The 15356-nt window shown below is 66.3% G+C and carries 14 protein-coding genes and 1 pseudogene; 9 read left to right on the forward strand and 6 right to left on the reverse strand.

Annotated elements, in window-relative coordinates:
* Positions 1 to 30: 30 nt before the first annotated feature.
* Together U5760_RS29055 and U5760_RS29060 are read right to left on the reverse strand one after the other, a co-directional pair.
* Positions 31 to 1845 (reverse strand): aminopeptidase P family protein, encoded by a 1815-nt coding sequence (locus U5760_RS29055; RefSeq protein ID WP_322015770.1) that lies wholly within the window; start codon positions 1843 to 1845, stop codon positions 31 to 33.
* A 51-nt stretch (positions 1846 to 1896) separates the two neighbouring features.
* Positions 1897 to 2166 carry a hypothetical protein gene (locus tag U5760_RS29060; RefSeq protein ID WP_322015771.1) on the reverse strand — a complete coding sequence of 90 codons (270 nt, stop codon included), beginning with the start codon at positions 2164 to 2166 and terminating at the stop codon, positions 1897 to 1899.
* Positions 2167 to 2355: 189 nt separating this feature from the next.
* Here U5760_RS29060 and U5760_RS29065 point away from each other — a divergent pair, with 189 nt between their 5' ends.
* The 7 genes and pseudogenes from U5760_RS29065 to U5760_RS29095 all read left to right on the forward strand — a co-directional run bounded on the left by U5760_RS29065 (position 2356) and on the right by U5760_RS29095 (position 8662).
* Positions 2356 to 3117 (forward strand): response regulator transcription factor, encoded by a 762-nt coding sequence (locus U5760_RS29065; RefSeq protein ID WP_322015772.1) that lies wholly within the window; start codon positions 2356 to 2358, stop codon positions 3115 to 3117.
* 27 nt (positions 3118 to 3144) lie between these two features.
* Positions 3145 to 4410, forward strand: a pseudogene (gene hemA, locus U5760_RS29070) (glutamyl-tRNA reductase); the annotation flags it as partial.
* A 210-nt stretch (positions 4411 to 4620) separates the two neighbouring features.
* Positions 4621 to 5703 carry a peptide chain release factor 1 gene (prfA, locus tag U5760_RS29075; RefSeq protein ID WP_322015773.1) on the forward strand — a complete coding sequence of 361 codons (1083 nt, stop codon included), beginning with the start codon at positions 4621 to 4623 and terminating at the stop codon, positions 5701 to 5703.
* Entirely contained in the window at positions 5693 to 6574 is an 882-nt protein-coding gene (gene prmC / locus U5760_RS29080) for a peptide chain release factor N(5)-glutamine methyltransferase (protein ID WP_322015774.1), read from the forward strand. Before prfA ends, prmC begins: the two co-directional genes overlap by 11 nt.
* 144 nt (positions 6575 to 6718) lie before the next feature.
* Positions 6719 to 7030 (forward strand): Grx4 family monothiol glutaredoxin, encoded by a 312-nt coding sequence (grxD, locus tag U5760_RS29085; RefSeq protein ID WP_027797885.1) that lies wholly within the window; start codon positions 6719 to 6721, stop codon positions 7028 to 7030.
* 62 nt (positions 7031 to 7092) lie between these two features.
* On the forward strand, positions 7093 to 7695 hold the full coding sequence (locus U5760_RS29090; RefSeq protein WP_322015775.1) for a UbiX family flavin prenyltransferase: 603 nt from the start codon (positions 7093 to 7095) through the stop codon (positions 7693 to 7695).
* A 169-nt stretch (positions 7696 to 7864) separates the two neighbouring features.
* Positions 7865 to 8662: a class III extradiol ring-cleavage dioxygenase gene (locus U5760_RS29095; RefSeq protein ID WP_322015776.1), complete on the forward strand. Its 798-nt coding sequence runs from the start codon at positions 7865 to 7867 to the stop codon at positions 8660 to 8662.
* Positions 8663 to 8769: 107 nt separating this feature from the next.
* Here U5760_RS29095 and U5760_RS29100 read toward each other — a convergent pair whose 3' ends face one another.
* A complete protein-coding gene (locus tag U5760_RS29100) occupies positions 8770 to 10365 on the reverse strand; it encodes an APC family permease (RefSeq protein WP_322015777.1) in 1596 nt (531 codons plus the stop codon).
* Between the two features lie 436 nt (positions 10366 to 10801).
* Here U5760_RS29100 and U5760_RS29105 point away from each other — a divergent pair, with 436 nt between their 5' ends.
* Positions 10802 to 11005, forward strand: coding sequence for a cold-shock protein (locus tag U5760_RS29105; protein WP_027797379.1), 204 nt, complete (start codon positions 10802 to 10804; stop codon positions 11003 to 11005).
* 102 nt (positions 11006 to 11107) lie between these two features.
* Here U5760_RS29105 and U5760_RS29110 read toward each other — a convergent pair whose 3' ends face one another.
* The 3 genes from U5760_RS29110 to U5760_RS29120 form a co-directional block, all read right to left on the reverse strand.
* Positions 11108 to 12370, reverse strand: a complete 1263-nt coding sequence (locus U5760_RS29110; protein ID WP_322015778.1) for an Hsp70 family protein — start codon at positions 12368 to 12370, stop codon at positions 11108 to 11110.
* Between the two features lie 197 nt (positions 12371 to 12567).
* Complete coding sequence (locus U5760_RS29115; protein ID WP_322015779.1) at positions 12568 to 13170, reverse strand: nitroreductase family protein; 603 nt, start codon at positions 13168 to 13170, stop codon at positions 12568 to 12570.
* Between the two features lie 122 nt (positions 13171 to 13292).
* Complete coding sequence (locus U5760_RS29120; RefSeq protein WP_322015780.1) at positions 13293 to 14576, reverse strand: MFS transporter; 1284 nt, start codon at positions 14574 to 14576, stop codon at positions 13293 to 13295.
* A 159-nt stretch (positions 14577 to 14735) separates the two neighbouring features.
* On the opposite strand from U5760_RS29120, the gene U5760_RS29125 reads away from it, so the two are divergent.
* Positions 14736 to 15353, forward strand: a complete 618-nt coding sequence (locus U5760_RS29125) for a TetR/AcrR family transcriptional regulator (RefSeq protein ID WP_322015781.1) — start codon at positions 14736 to 14738, stop codon at positions 15351 to 15353.
* The last annotated feature ends 3 nt before the right edge of the window (positions 15354 to 15356 follow it).

A 15356-nucleotide genomic window follows, 5' to 3' on the forward strand; every position in this document is an offset into this window, starting at 1 on the left:
TTTCCTCGGGTTCCGTGCCTGGTTTTGCGCTCAAACCGGTTGCGTGCGCGCTTCGAGCCACGCGAGCGCTTCACCGGAAACCAGCGGCGAAACCCGCAGGCGCACCGTGCGGTGATAGTCGTTCAGCCAGGCGCGCTCGTCGTCCTGCAGCAGCGAAAGGTCGATGCAGCGCGTATCGATCGGGCACAGCGTGAGCGTCTCGAACTGCAGGAAGTCGCCGAACGCGGTCTTCTGCGCGCTCTGGTTCAGCACCAGATTCTCGATGCGCACCCCCCACTTGCCCGGCCGGTAGATGCCCGGCTCGACCGAGGTGATCATGCCCTCTTCCATCGCCGTCCACGGCTCGGCGGGCGCGTAGTGCGAAATCACCTGCGGGCCTTCGTGCACGTTCAGGAAGTAGCCCACGCCATGCCCCGTGCCGTGGCCGTAGTCGGCACCCTCGGCCCAGATCGGCGCGCGGGCGATGGCGTCGAGCATCGGCGACCGGATGCCGCGCGGGAACTGCGCACGCGAGAGCGCCATCATGCCCTTCAGGACGATCGTGAAATCGCGCTTTTGCTCGTCGCTCGGCGTGCCGACCGGCACCACGCGCGTGATGTCGGTGGTGCCGTCCAGATACTGGCCGCCCGAGTCGATCAGGAGCAGGCCGTTGCCTTCGATCACGCTGTGCGATTCGGGCGTCGCGCGGTAATGCGGCATCGCGCCGTTCGCGTTGAAGCCCGCGATCGTGCCGAACGAGAGCGACACGAAGCCGGGGCGCCGCGCGCGCGCCGCGCTCAGCTTTTCGTCGACGGTGAGTTCGGTGATCGTCTCGCGGCCCAGCGCCCCTTCGAACCACGCGAAGAATTCGGCGAGCGCGGCGCCGTCCTGCTCCATGGTCTTGCGCACATGCTCGGCTTCGACCGCGGTCTTGCGCGACTTGAAGAAGGTGCTCGGGTTGATCGATTCGACGAGCTTCACGGCCGGCGCGAGCGCCTGCAGCAGGCCGTGCGTCACGCGACGCGGATCGACGAGGAGCGCGGCCCCCGCCGGCAGCGCGGCAAGCGCCGCCGACGCCTTGCCGTAGGGCTCGATGCGCACGTTGTCGCCCGCAAGCGACTGGGCGAGCGCCTCGGGCACCTTGCCGTCGGCGACGAAGAGCGTGGCCGTATCCGGCCCGATCAAGGCATGCGCGACGAACACGGGGTTGTAGCTCACATCGGCGCCGCGCAGGTTGAAGAGCCAGGCGAGATCGTCGAGGGTCGACACGAAATGCCACTGCGCGCCCTTCTCCTGCATCGCGCGGCGCACGGCTTCGAGCTTGCCGGCGCGGTTCGTATCGGCATGCGGTGCAGCGTGTTCGTAGACGGGCTGCAGCGGCAGCGCGGGGCGCGTGGTCCACACGTCGTCGAGCAGATCCAGATCGGTGCGCAGCGTCACGCCGCGCGCGGATAGCGCATCCGAGAGCACGCGCGCCGAGGCGACGCCCAGCACCGCGCCGTCCACGGCCACCGTGCCGCCGGCCGCCACGTTCTGCGCCAGCCAGTCGATGTGCGGCGCGGTCTGCTGGCCACCCGTCATCTTCATGAGCTGGACGCCGCTGCCCGCGAGCTGGTGCTCCGCCTGTTCCCAGTAGCGGCTGTCCACCCAGACGCCGGCGAAATCCTTCGCCACCACGAGCGTGCCCACCGACCCCGTGAAACCCGAGAGCCACTGCCGGCCTTGCCAGCGCGGCGGCAGATATTCGGAGAGGTGCGGGTCGGCGGACGGCACGAGCACGGCATCGACACCCGTGCGCGCCATGGCGGCACGCAGGGCGGCGATCCGTTCGGGAATCGTGGAGGTTTCAGGAAGTCGGGCGTTCATGATTTCACCTGCGAGAAGATTTCTTGGAAGCGTAGTGCGAGTTCGGCCGGGCTAGCGGGGCGGCGCCTGGCGGCGCAAGCGCAGCGCGAGCGCCAGTGCGACAAAAGCGAGCGCGAAGGCCGTGCACACAGGCCACTCGAGCAGTTCGCCATCGTAGAAAAGGCCGGTGACACGACCGGCAACGCTTGCGAGTGCGGCGCCAAACACGCCTGCCACGATCGCCAGTATGAGGCCGCCGCGCGCGCCGTGGCGCAGCGGATGAAGCCACCAGCCCGCCAGTCCGGCGACGGCCCCGGTCAAAACAATACCGGCTGCGCCCATCAGAATTCCGCCCCGCACACTTTCAGATATGTCTGATAGGACCGTTGCTTCGCCCCGGCTAGCATCTATTTCTCATTAACTGGTTTTCACTGGAAAACGGTCGGCTCGGCGCGTCCCGCGTAGCGAATGAGTGTAGGGGGCGGGATGACGCAAGGCAAGCGCATCGGGCCGCAGCGGCATGGAATCCTCATGCGAATCGCTCTTGTCGAGCCTGACGCGAGTCAGGCCGAAATCATCCTGCGCCTCCTGATCGGTGGCGGCCATGCCTGCCAGCAGTTTTCCAGCAGCGCGGCCTTCCTCGAAGCCCTGGCGGAAGTCCCCTTCGACCTCCTGCTGGCCGCCTGGTGGTGCGGCGACGCCGGCGCCGACGACCTGATCCCCCACGCACGCCGCGCGCTGCCGGGGCTTCCCGCCATCGTCCTTATGGTGGCGCCGCACGAAAGCGAGATTGTCTCGGCACTGCACGGCGGCGCCGACGACTGCATCGCGAAGCCGGTCCGCGGCCCGGAGATGCTGGCACGCATCGACGCCCTGCTGCGCCGAGCGGGCGTACGCCGGCCCCACAACCGCGCGCGCCAGGTATTCGGCGACTACGTGTTCGACTCCGGGCGCTATCAGGTCTCGTTTCGGGGCCAGACCATCACGCTCACGCCGAAAGAGTTCCGCTTCGCCCTGCTGCTCTTCACGAACGCATCGCGCCCCGTTTCTCGGGCGCGCATTCTGGAAACGGTCTGGAATCTGAACCGCGACGTACGGTCGCGGACACTCGATACGCACGCGTCCCGCCTGCGCAGCAAATTGCAGCTGGGACCCGAGCATGGCTGGCGCCTCGGCACGCTGTATGGCTTCGGATACCAGCTGGAAAGGTTGCCGGCATCCACCCGGGCGATGTCCACGGCGGAATACCCGGACTCCGTCGTCGCCCATACCGAAAGCGAGGAAAAGTTATAATATCCGCCTAAATCTTTCCCCCATGGTATGCAGCTTCTAACGATCGGAATCAATCACCACACCGCGCCAGTCGCCTTGCGCGAACGCGTGGCGTTTCCGCTCGAACAGATCAAACCTGCACTCGCCCTGTTCAAGGAAGCCTGGTCGGGCCGCCGCGCGCTCAACGCGCCCGAAGCCGCCATCCTCTCCACCTGCAACCGCACCGAGCTCTACTGCGCCACCGACGACCACGCCTCGCGCGAGGCCGCCGTCCAGTGGCTCTCGCAGTACCACGGTCTGCGTACAGAGGAACTGGCGCCGCACGTTTATGCGCTGCCGCAATCCGAAGCCGTGCGCCATGCGTTCCGCGTGGCATCGGGGCTCGATTCCATGGTCCTTGGGGAAACCCAGATCCTCGGTCAGATGAAGACGGCCGTGCGCACCGCCACCGAGGCCGGCGCACTCGGCACCTATTTGAACCAGCTGTTCCAGCGCACCTTTGCCGTGGCCAAGGAAGTGCGCGGCACGACGGAAATCGGAGCGCAATCCGTTTCGATGGCTGCCGCCGCCGTGCGCCTCGCGCAACGCATCTTCGACAAGATCGCCAATCAGCGCGTGCTGTTCATCGGCGCGGGCGAAATGATCGAACTCTGCGCCGCGCACTTCGCCGCGCAGCAGCCGCGCGAACTCGTCGTCGCGAACCGCACCGCCGAGCGCGGCCGCTATGTCGCCGAACGTTTCGGCGGCCGCGCCATTCCGCTCGCCGACCTGCCCGCGCGCATGCACGAATTCGACATCATCGTGTCGTGCACGGCCTCCACGCTGCCGATCATCGGTCTCGGCGCCGTCGAACGCGCGGTGAAGGCGCGCCGCCACCGGCCGATCTTCATGGTCGATCTCGCGGTGCCGCGCGACATCGAGCCCGAAGTCGGCCAGCTCGAAGACGTGTTCCTCTACACCGTCGACGACCTCGGCACCATCGTGCGCGAAGGCAATGCCTCGCGCCAGGCGGCGGTCGCCCAGGCCGAGACGATCATCGAGACGCGCGTGCAGAATTTCATGCAGTGGCTCGATTCGCGCAGCATCGTGCCGGTGATCCGCCACATGCACACCCAGGCCGACGCGCTGCGCCGCGCCGAGCTCGAACGCGCACGCAAGGCGCTCGCGCGCGGCGACGACCCGTCCGCCGTGCTCGAAGCGCTGTCGCAATCGCTCACCAACAAGCTGATCCACGGTCCCACGCACGCGCTCAACAGCGTGAGCGGCGAGAACCGCGACTCGCTCATCCAGCTGATGGGCGGTTTCTACCGGCATGGCCAGCCGGACCGGGCGGCCGCGCGCGACGCGCAGGCCGCTCCGTCCGCGCAGTCGGCCGCCGATACGCCTTCCGAATCGTCCGGTTCTTCGGACCGTTAGCGGCACGGACCGCTTTCGCGGCGTCAGCCCACGCCGCAGCCCGGGCACGCCGCCCGCTACTCCCTTTCTCTCTCGCAGCCCTACCCGGACCCCGCTCCGAACCGCCCGATGAAAACGAGCATGCAATCGAAGCTCGACCAGCTGACAACACGCCTGGCCGAGCTGAACGACCTGTTGAGCCGTCCCGACGTGACATCCAACCGCGATCAGTACCGCAAACTCACGCGCGAGCACGCGGAGCTGGAGCCGGTGGTCGAGCATTACGCGCAATGGCGCCAGGCGCGCGACGACGAAGCGGCGGCGAAGGATCTGCTTTCGGACGCCTCGATGCGCGAGTTCGCCGAAGAAGAGGTGAAAAGCGCGCGCGAACGCCAGACGCAGCTGCAGCTCGAACTGCAGAAGATGCTGCTGCCGAAGGATCCCAACGACGAACGCAACGTGTTCCTCGAAATCCGCGCGGGCACGGGCGGCGACGAATCGGCGCTGTTCGCGGGCGACCTGCTGCGCATGTACCTGCGCTACGCGGAGCGCAACCGTTGGCAGATCGAAATGATGTCGGCGAGCGAGTCGGATCTCGGCGGCTACAAGGAAGTGATCGTGCGTATCGCGGGCGAAGCCGCGTACTCGAAGCTCAAGTTCGAATCGGGCGGCCATCGCGTGCAGCGCGTGCCGGCCACCGAAACGCAGGGCCGCATCCACACCTCCGCCTGCACCGTGGCCGTGATGCCGGAAGCCGACGAAATCGGCGAGGTGGAGATCAATCCCGCCGACCTGCGCATCGACACGTTCCGCGCTTCGGGCGCCGGCGGTCAGCACATCAACAAGACCGATTCGGCCGTGCGCGTGACGCACATTCCCACCGGCATCGTCGTGGAGTGCCAGGACGACCGCTCGCAGCACAAGAACAAGGACCGCGCCCTCAAGGTGCTGGCCGCCCGCATCAAGGACAAGCAGTACCAGGAGCAGCACGCGAAGGAAGCGGCGACACGCAAGAGCCTCGTCGGCTCGGGCGACCGCTCGGAGCGCATCCGCACCTACAACTTCCCGCAGGGACGCCTCACCGATCACCGCATCAACCTCACGCTTTACCGGCTCGAATCGATCATGGACGGCGAAATCGACGAACTGATCGGCGCGCTCCTCACCGAGCATCAGGCCGAGCAGCTCGCCTCGCTCGGCGATGCGGACTGACGCCGCATCCGACGTGAACGACCCCGCCATCACCGCCGACGCCCTGCTGCGCGCCTCGCCGCTGCCCGCGCTCGAAGCGCGCGTGCTGCTGATGCACGTGCTGGGCTGGCGCCGCACCGAGCTCATCACGCGCGGCGACCAGGCGCTCGATGCGGCGCGCGTGCAGGCCTGGCGCGCGCTCGAAGCGCGCCGCGCGGGCGGCGAGCCGGTCGCGCAACTAGTGGGCGCGCGCGAGTTCTACGGTCTCACCTTCGCAGTCACGCCCGACGTGCTGATCCCGCGCCCCGAGACCGAATTGCTGGTCGAAACGGCGCTGGCCGCCATCGAGGGCCGAGCGCAGCCGCGCGTGCTCGATCTCGGCACGGGCAGCGGCGCGATAGCCGTGGCAATCGCCTCGGCGCGGCCCGACGCACGCGTCTGGGCCGTCGATCGATCGGTAGCCGCACTCGACGTGGCCAGCCGCAACGCCGGGCATCTGCTCGACGCGAAGCGGCCGGGCGGCCCGCTCACCTTCGCCGCCGGAAGCTGGTACGAAGCGCTCGATCCGTCACTGCGCTTCGAAGCGATCGTGAGCAACCCGCCGTACATCGCGAACGGCGACCCGCACCTCGATCAGGGCGACCTGCGCTTCGAGCCCCGCGGCGCGCTCACCGACGAAGCCGACGGCCTCACGGCCCTGCGCGCGATCGCGGCCGGCGCGAGCGCCTATCTCGCACCGGGCGGCGTGCTCTGGATGGAGCACGGTTACGACCAGGCCGAAGCCGTGCGCGCGCTGCTCGCGGCGCAAGGTTTCGCCGACGTACGCTCGGAAAAGGATCTCGCCGGCATCGAGCGGATCAGCGGCGGCCGGATCGTGACCGGAGCGGCCTGAGCGGCCTGAACTGCCGGAGCCGCCGGAGCACAGCCGCCCGGCGCCGCCCGCAGCAGCCGCAACGCCCTTTCTACGCCCGGCCCGCGCGGGCGAAATCCGCTATCATTTCACCCTGTTCCGCATCAATACATTGCAAGGTCAGTCATGGATACCCAACAACGCATCAAGCAGATCGTCGATGAAAACGCCGTCGTCCTCTTTATGAAGGGCAATGCGCAGTTTCCGATGTGCGGCTTCTCGGGCCGCGCGGTGCAGATCCTCAAGGCTTGCGGCGTCGATCAGTTCAAGACCGTGAACGTGCTCGAAGACGAAGCGATCCGCCAGGGCATCAAGGAATTCTCGAACTGGCCGACCATTCCCCAGCTTTATGTGAAGGGCGAATTCGTCGGCGGCTCGGACATCATGATGGAGATGTACCAGAACGGCGAACTGCAGCAGCTGTTCGCACAAGCCTGAAGCGGACCTGAAGCGCGCGGGACGGCAGGCATGCGCCCGCCGTCCTGGCAAGCCGCCCATCCGTGAATCTTTCCGGCACTTCCCCACGCAGGCTGATCGTCGCCATTACCGGCGCGACCGGCGCCATCTACGGCGTGCGCATTCTCGACATGCTGCGCAAGCTCGGCGGCGTCGAAACCCATCTGCTGATCTCGTCGGCGGGCTGGCTCAATATCCAGCACGAACTGCAACTCGCCAAGGACGACCTCCACGCGCGCGCCGACGTCGTGCATTCGGTACGCGACGTGGGCGCAAGCATCGCCTCGGGCTCGTTCGCCACCGACGGCATGATCGTCGCGCCCTGCTCGATGAGGACGCTCGCGAGCGTCGCGCACGGCCTCTCGGACAACCTGATCGCGCGCGCGGCCGACGTCACGCTCAAGGAGCGCCGCCGCCTCGTGCTGCTCGTGCGCGAAACGCCGTTCAATCTTGCCCACCTGCGCAACATGACGGCGGTCACGGAGATGGGCGGCGTGATCTTCCCGCCGCTGCCCGCGTTCTACAACCAGCCTGCCTCGATCGAGGACATGGTGGATCAGACGGTCGCGCGCGTGCTCGACCTGTTCGCACTCGGGCCCGCGCTCTCGCCCTCGTGGCAAGGGCTGCGTAGCGGCAGCGCCGACTGAAGTACCCCTCGCCTGCCCCGCGGGCCGCACATTGCTGCGCGGCAACCCGGCTCGATTACCAACACTGGCGACACAATCAATTCCCATTCGCCACGTTTAATTCTCTGCGGTAGGCACTTATATTGATCGCAACCGAACCTGTCAGGCTGCCTTGCCGCGGCCCGCGATCATGACTACCGCAACCCGATTGCCCACCCTGTTCCTGTCGCATGGCGCGCCGACGCTGCCCATCGACCCGTCGCTGCCCTCCGGCGGCTTCGCCGCGCTGTCCTCGCAGCTGCCGCGGCCCGAAGCCGTGCTGATGCTCTCGGCGCATTGGGGCACGCTCCAGCCCGTCGTCAGCACCGCGGCGCAGCCCGAGACGATCCACGACTTCTACGGCTTCCCGCGCGCGCTCTACGAAATCCAGTACCCGGCGCCCGGCGCGCCCGACACGGCGCAGCGCGCCGCTGCGCTGCTGCGCGAGCACGGCGTGACGGCCGGCGAAGAGCCGCATGGTCTCGACCACGGCGCCTGGGTACCGATGCTGCTGATGTTCCCTGAAGCCGACGTGCCCGTCGCCCAGCTTTCGATCCAGCCGCGCGCCGACGCCGCGCACCACTTCGCCCTCGGTCGCGCGCTGCGCGCCCTGCGCGACGACGGCGTGATGGTGATCGGCTCGGGCCAGATCACGCACAACCTGCGCGCGGCGGACTTCTCGGCACGCCCGGAAGACGCCGACCCGCGCGTGGCGGAATTCACCGACTGGTTCGAGACGCATCTCGCCGCCCGCGACATCGACGCGCTGCTCGACTACCGGCGCCGTGCCCCGCACGCACAGCTGATGCACCCGACCGACGAGCACCTGCTGCCCGTTTTCGCGGCGCTCGGCGCAGCCGACGACGACTACACGCTGGGCGTGCAATCGTTGGGCACCTACCAGCGCGCGCTCGCGATGACGAACTACGTGTTCGGTTCGGCGCATTAACGGCGCCCAGCAACGTAAAGCAGGCACAAAAAAACCCGCCTGAAGCGATTCAGGCGGGTTTTTTCACGTCCCGGTGCGGCGCGAACGCCGCACAGAGGTGACGGCGATCAGTGCGCGCCGATCCCTTCGAGCACCTCGTCGTGCTCCTCACGCTCCTTGAGGTACGGCGTGCGGTAGCCCGAGTGGACGCCCCAGTAATAGAACACGAGCGAGAACAGCGCGACCACCAGCATGTCCCAGCCGTAGGGGATCACGTTACTACCGCCGAACTGCTTGCTGCCGATCAGCGAGAGAACCGCCATCGTCGGCAGGTAGGCGCACAGCCACCAGGCCGCCTTCAGGTCCTGGCCCCAGCCTGCCCAGCCTTCCTTGCCCTGGAAGTAGAAGTACACCGGGAGCGCGACGACCATCAGCAGGATGATCTCGCCCGTCAGCGGCCACTTCGCCCAGTAGAGGATCAGCGAAGCACAGACGAACGCGAACGGTGCGATCACTTTCATGAACGGCACGGAGAGCGGACGCTCGAGGTCCGTGGCCGCACGCTTGAGCGCCATCAGGCTGATCGGGCCGGTGAGGTACGAGATGACCGTCGCCACCGAGATCACTGCCGCAAGCGAGCTCCAGCCGCGGAAGAAGAACATGAAGATGAACGACACGAGCAGGTTGAACCACATCGCGTTGCGCGGCACGCCGTAGAACGGGTGCACGTTGCCGAACATCTTCGGCATCGTGTTGTTGCGCTCCATCGCGTAGATCATGCGCGAGGTCGTCGCCATGTAGGTCGTGCCGGTGCCGCTCGGGCTCACGAACGCGTCCACGTAGAGCAGGATCGCGAGCCAGTTCAGGTTCAGCGCGATCGCGAGTTCCGCGAACGGCGACTTGAAGTTGAACGTGTTCCAGCCCTTGAGCACGTCGGCGGGATTGACCGCGCCGATGTAGGCGATCTGCAGCAGCACGTAGATCACGAGCGCGCAGACGATCGAGCCGATCACCGCGAACGGAATGCTCTTCGACGGATTGCGCGCTTCACCGGCGAGGTTGATCGGGCTCTGGAAGCCGTTGAACGCGAACACGATGCCGCTCGTCGCGACCGCCGTGAACACCGCCGACCAGCCATAGGGCGCGAAGTCGGTCGACTGGCCGAAGTTCTCGTGGTGAAAGCCCGTGGACATCAGGCCGATGATGGTCAGGCCCGGGATGATGAACTTGAAGATCGTGATGGCGCTATTGGCGCGCGCGAAAAGCTTCACGCCCCAGTAGTTGAGCAGGAAGTACACGATCACGAGCAGTGCCGAGAGCCCTAGCCCTGAATGCGTTAGCGACCCGTCGACAAAGAGCGCATGCGCCCACTGGTAGGGCCAGGTGCTCATGTACTGGATGGAAGCTTCGGCCTCGATAGGAATCACCGAAACGATGGCGATCCAGTTGGCCCAGGCGCTGATGAAACCCACCAGGGCGCCGTGCGAGTAGCGAGCGTAGCGAACCATGCCGCCCGACTCCGGGAACATCGCGCCGAGTTCGGCGTAAGTCAGGGCGATGGCCAGAATGACCACGGCGCCGATGATCCACGCGCAGATGGCGGCCGGACCTGCAATCTTCGCCGCTTTCCATGCGCCGAACAGCCAGCCCGAACCGATGATCGAGCCGAGGCCCGTAAACATCAGCGCAAACGGGCCGATGTTCCGTTGAATAGAACTTTTCACGTCTTCTCCTGTTTCAAGAGCAGTTCGACACCGGGAGCCCCGTCTGTTTTGAGGGCGGGTTTTCACAGCAGTCGCACCTGCGCTCACTCCTTCGATTGCACCCGTGGGCGCAACCTTAGCGCGGCGCGTAGTTTAACGGTTGCACTACCAAAAGGCGCCAAAAATCTGCGGCTATCTACAAAAAAATCGCCACCGGCGCAAGGTTTGTAAGCTCTTGTTGCGACCCTAACGTAAAAAAACATTGAGAAGGGGAGTCTTCTAGTTGACCTTCTGATCAATTCGCCGTATAAAGTTCGGGCAGGATTTCAAGCGGCGAGTGTGATTAGGTCTCTCGTAGTTCGCCCATCAACGGTACTCCGGCTGGTCCCATACCCCTTCCTTGATTTTCATGCACCTCAGTTTGGCTTCGGCCTCAATTCATCTTTAGGAAAGTAATATGGAAACCGGTACCGTCAAGTGGTTCAATGACGCAAAGGGCTTTGGCTTCATCACTCCGGACGGCGGCGGCGAAGACCTGTTCGCGCACTTCTCGGAAATCAAGGTCGACGGCTTCAAGACGCTGCAAGAAAACCAGAAGGTGCAGTTCGAAGTTCGTACGGGCCCGAAGGGCAAGCAAGCCGCGAACATCAAGCCGGTCTAAGCGTACATTGCCCACCAGAGTCCCTGACCTGGGATTCTGCCTGGCAAGCTTACCGAAAAACCCCACGCTTCCTCTGGAAGGTGGGGTTTTTTCTTGGCCGCTTCAGCCGAAGAGGCGCTGCGCGTGAATGCCGAGGCCCGTCGCCACGCTGGCGAGGCGGTCGCCGAACACGGGCCGTGCCAGCGGAAACGCCCCGGCAAGCGCCTCGGTGAGGAACAGAAGGCCCGTCGAGCCGCCGGTGAAATAGAGCGCGTTCACGTCGGCCGATTTGACGCCGGCCGCCTGCACCGTCTCACGCGCCGCCTCGACGATACGGCGCGTTTCTTCGCGGCCCGCTTCGACCAGTTGGGCGTCGTCGAAGGCGAGGCGCAGATCCGCCTCCACCGCATCCAGATCGATCAGGGTCTGGCCACCCGCCGAAACGCCGATTTTCGCCTCCTCGCCGCGCGCCGCCAGCGCGTGCCCCAGACGCTGCTCCACCACGCGCATCAAGCGGTCGTGATGCCGCGCGTCGCGATACAGGTGGCGCATGAGCTTGAGTTCAGCCGCGCGCCGCGGCGTATAGACCGTATTGATCAGGTGCCAGGTCGCGAGATCGAAGTACACGCGATTGGGCACTTCGCGCCCTTCGGGGTCGAGCGACTGATAGCCGATTTCGCGCAGGATCGTCGCGAGTTCGACGCGGCGGTCGAAATCGGTACCCGCGACGTGAACGCCATGGTGCGCAAGCACGTCGTCCTTGCGTTCGAGCCGCGGCATACGCTGCGGCCCCACGCGCACGAGCGAGAAGTCCGAAGTACCGCCGCCGATATCGGCCACCAGAACGAGCCCCTCTTCCGTAAGGCGCGACTCGTAGTCGAACGCGGCGGCGATGGGTTCGTACTGGAACTGGATTTCCTGGAACCCCACCGAACGCGCGGCCGCCTCGAGCTGGTCCTGCGCGAGCTGGTCGGCGCGCGGATCCTCGTCGACGAAGAACACCGGGCGGCCCAGCACCGCACGCGCGATCGGCACGCCGGCGCAGGCTTCGGCGCTGCGTTTGAGGTGATCCACGAAGATCGCGATGATGTCCGTGTAGCGGATCGCGCTGCCGTCGCCGAGGTCCGTCGTGCTCTCCGCGAGCGGCGAGCCGAGGATGCTCTTCATCGAGCGCATCAGGCGCCCGTCGAAGCCGTCGATATAGGACGCGAGCGCAGCCCGGCCGAATTCGCGGGTGTGCTCGTCGGTATTGAAGAACACGGCGGTGGGCAACGTGGCGTGCGCATCCTCCACGGGCGCGAGCCGCATGGCGCCGCCGGACGCGGCGGCGGGCAGCGCTACCGCAGAATTGGAGGTCCCGAAATCAATCGCGCAGAACGTGTTCATGGCAGGAAGCACCGCGCAGGATCTGCGCAGCACGAGGGATGGGCTGGGAGGACGGGCTTTGTATCACGAAACTCCGGCGCCCGGCAACCGCAGCCCTGGCCAGGGCGCTGCCGCGATGAAAAACGCGCGGCAAGCCGCGCGTTTTGTCTGATTTTTGGCGCTGCCCGCCAGCGGCGCTCGCGCCAGGATTCCGGGATTCAGCCCTTGAACGGCTGCTTCCAGGCACCCTCGTAGGCAATGTCACCGACTGCCGAACGCGTGCGCTCCGCCTTCTCGCGGTCGCGCAGCACGGGCTCGAGCTTCTCGCTGTCGCCGTAATGGCCGATCGAGATGATTGCGAGCGGTTCCACGTCGTTCGGCAGCGCGAATTCGGTGCGGAACGCATTGACGTCGAAGCCGCTCATCTGGTGCGCGGCAAGACCCAGCGCATGAGCCTGCAGCACCAGCGACATGGCCGCCGCGCCTGCATCGTATTGCGCCGTGCGGTTGACCTCGCCCTTCGCGGTGAGCGTTTGCGCCGCGACCGCGATCAGCACCGGAGCCGGTGCATTCCATTGCTGGTTGAACGGCACGAGCGTGGCGAACGCGCGCTTGAAGGCACCTTCGTTCGTGGTGCGATCGAACACGATGAAACGCCACGGTTGCAGGTTGTAGCCCGAGGGCGCCCAGCGCGCCGCCTCGATCACCGTATGCAGCGCCTCGCGGCTCACCGGCTCGTTCGAGTACGCGCGCGGGCTCCAGCGGCCGGCAATCAGTTCGTGGATGGGCACGGCTGTCGGTGCGGGTTTGTGCTTCGTCATGCCTTGTCTGTCCTTGGTGTGTTCGGGCGCTCGCCCGGGGGACACTAGGATAACCGCGCGATGTGAATCGTGCAGATACCTCCTCGGCCAGGGCGCGGCACCGCGAACGGTCGAGGCACTGCTCAGGCCGCCTGCACGCCCACGGCGCGCGAGCCGCGATTGATCCGCAGCACGAGCACCGACGCGACGAGGCACAAGCCGCCCGAAATCATCGACGCCACGGTGTAGGTGCCGAGGCTCGAACGCAGCAGACCCGCGCCGTAGGCCGCGAACGCCGCCCCCAGTTGATGTCCCGCCACCACCCAGCCGAACACCACGGGTGCGCGTTCCTTGCCGTAGACGTCGGTGGCGAGGCGCACCGTGGGCGGCACGGTCGCGATCCAGTCGAGGCCATAGAACACGGCGAAGATCGGCAGGCCGAAAAAGTCGATGCCGAACGCATGTGGCAGGTAGATCAGCGAGAGCCCGCGCAACCCGTAGTACCAGAACAACAGCAGGCGGCTGTTGAAGCGGTCGGACAGCCAGCCCGAAAGGGTCGTGCCGAACAGGTCGAAGATGCCCATCGTGGCGAGCAGCGAGGCGCCCTGCACTTCCGTCATGCCGTAGTCGCCGCACATGGCGATCAGGTGCGTGCCGACGTAGCCGTTCGTGCTAGCGCCACAGATAAAGAAGCTGAAGAAGAGCAGCCAGAAGTCGCGGGTGCGGCTTGCCGAGGTGAGCGCGCCGAATGCGATCTTGAGCGGATTGCTCTGCGGCTGCGGCGGTGCAACCGGCGTATCGTGGCTTTCGCCGAAGGGGCGCAGCGCCATGTCGGCGGGGCGCTCGGGCAGCAGGAGGGCGACGAGCGGAATCACCACCGCCGCGGCGGCTGCCACCACGAGCACCACGGACTGCCAGCCGTGCTTCTGCGCAATCGCGGCGAGAAAGGGCAGGAACACCAGTTGTCCCGTGGCCGAGCTCGCGGTGAGGATACCCATCGCAAGGCCGCGGTGCGAGGTGAACCAGCGCGTCACCACGGTGGCCGAGAGCGAGAGCGCGGCCACGCCCGTGGCGCCGCCCACCATCACGCCCCAGATCAGCACCATCTGCCACGGATGCGTCATCAGCGACGAAAGCGCCACGCCGGCGCCCATGGTGGCGAGCGCAGCGAGCAGTGTCGGGCGCACGCCGAAACGCTGCATCGCCGCCGCCGCGAACGGCCCCATCAGGCCGTACAGCGCGATGTTCACCGAAATCGCGAGCGAAATCGTCGCGCGGCTCCAGCCGAACTGGTGTTCGAGCGGCACCATCATCACGCTCGGCGTCGCGCGCGTGCCCGCTGCCGCCAGCAGCACCAGAAACACCACCGCCACGACGAGCCATCCATAGTGGAAACGCCCGCCAACCATCCTCGCTGCCCAGTTCATCCTCGCTCCTGTCGTGCCGTGCCCAGCCCCGATCGTACGATCGTCGATCGCGCGTCATGTACGCCGCGGCAACAGATTGTTACCGATCGGTCACAAGTGTGTTGCGATAATAGTGACCGCTCGGTAACATGTCAAGCAGCATCCACCGGTGAGAATTCCATGAGCGATCATTCCCCCACTCCGCGCGCCCGCCGCACGAGCAAGCCGCGCGCACAGGAGCACCTGCTGCTCGCAGCAGACGAACTGTTCTATCGGGAAGGCGTGCGCGCCGTGGGCGTCGAGGCCGTCGTCGAGCGCGCGGGCGTCAACAAGATGAGCCTGTATCGGCAATTTTCGTCGAAGGACGATCTGGTCGTCGCGTATCTGAAGCGCTGCGACGAGCGTTTCTTCGAGCGCCTGGAAGCGAGCGTCGCGAAACACCCGGGCCAGCCGGTCAGGCAGTTGCTCCAGTATTTCGAAGACCTCGCGCAGCGTGCCTCGGCGCCCGATTACCGGGGCTGCCCGTTCGTGAACGTAGCGGCGGAATTTCCGGACGCCTCGCATCCGGCACGTCATTCGGTTGCCGGGAACAAGGCGAAGCTGATTGCGCGGCTCACCTCGCTCGCCGAGGAAGCGCAGGCCGCCGATCCTGCGGCCCTCGCCGATGAACTCGCCCTGCTGATCGAAGGCATCTATGCGGCGAGCCAGACCTACGGCCCGGGCTGCGGCCCGATCCTCGCCGGTCCGCGCGTAGCGAAAGCGTTGATCCAGGCGGCCTGCCCCGCGCCGGTAAAATAGCGC

This window comes from Paraburkholderia sp. J12 (assembly GCF_905220215.1).
GTDB lineage: Bacteria > Pseudomonadota > Gammaproteobacteria > Burkholderiales > Burkholderiaceae > Paraburkholderia.

Coding starts and splice junctions, on each gene's coding strand:
- U5760_RS29055 (WP_322015770.1), bottom strand. CDS start 1,845: ATGAACGCCCGACTTCCTGAAACCTCCACGATTCCCGAACGGATCGCC.
- U5760_RS29060 (WP_322015771.1), bottom strand. CDS start 2,166: ATGGGCGCAGCCGGTATTGTTTTGACCGGGGCCGTCGCCGGACTGGCG.
- U5760_RS29065 (WP_322015772.1), top strand. CDS start 2,356: ATGCGAATCGCTCTTGTCGAGCCTGACGCGAGTCAGGCCGAAATCATC.
- prfA (WP_322015773.1), top strand. CDS start 4,621: ATGAAAACGAGCATGCAATCGAAGCTCGACCAGCTGACAACACGCCTG.
- prmC (WP_322015774.1), top strand. CDS start 5,693: ATGCGGACTGACGCCGCATCCGACGTGAACGACCCCGCCATCACCGCC.
- grxD (WP_027797885.1), top strand. CDS start 6,719: ATGGATACCCAACAACGCATCAAGCAGATCGTCGATGAAAACGCCGTC.
- U5760_RS29095 (WP_322015776.1), top strand. CDS start 7,865: ATGACTACCGCAACCCGATTGCCCACCCTGTTCCTGTCGCATGGCGCG.
- U5760_RS29105 (WP_027797379.1), top strand. CDS start 10,802: ATGGAAACCGGTACCGTCAAGTGGTTCAATGACGCAAAGGGCTTTGGC.
- U5760_RS29110 (WP_322015778.1), bottom strand. CDS start 12,370: ATGAACACGTTCTGCGCGATTGATTTCGGGACCTCCAATTCTGCGGTA.
- U5760_RS29115 (WP_322015779.1), bottom strand. CDS start 13,170: ATGACGAAGCACAAACCCGCACCGACAGCCGTGCCCATCCACGAACTG.
- U5760_RS29120 (WP_322015780.1), bottom strand. CDS start 14,576: ATGAACTGGGCAGCGAGGATGGTTGGCGGGCGTTTCCACTATGGATGG.
- U5760_RS29125 (WP_322015781.1), top strand. CDS start 14,736: ATGAGCGATCATTCCCCCACTCCGCGCGCCCGCCGCACGAGCAAGCCG.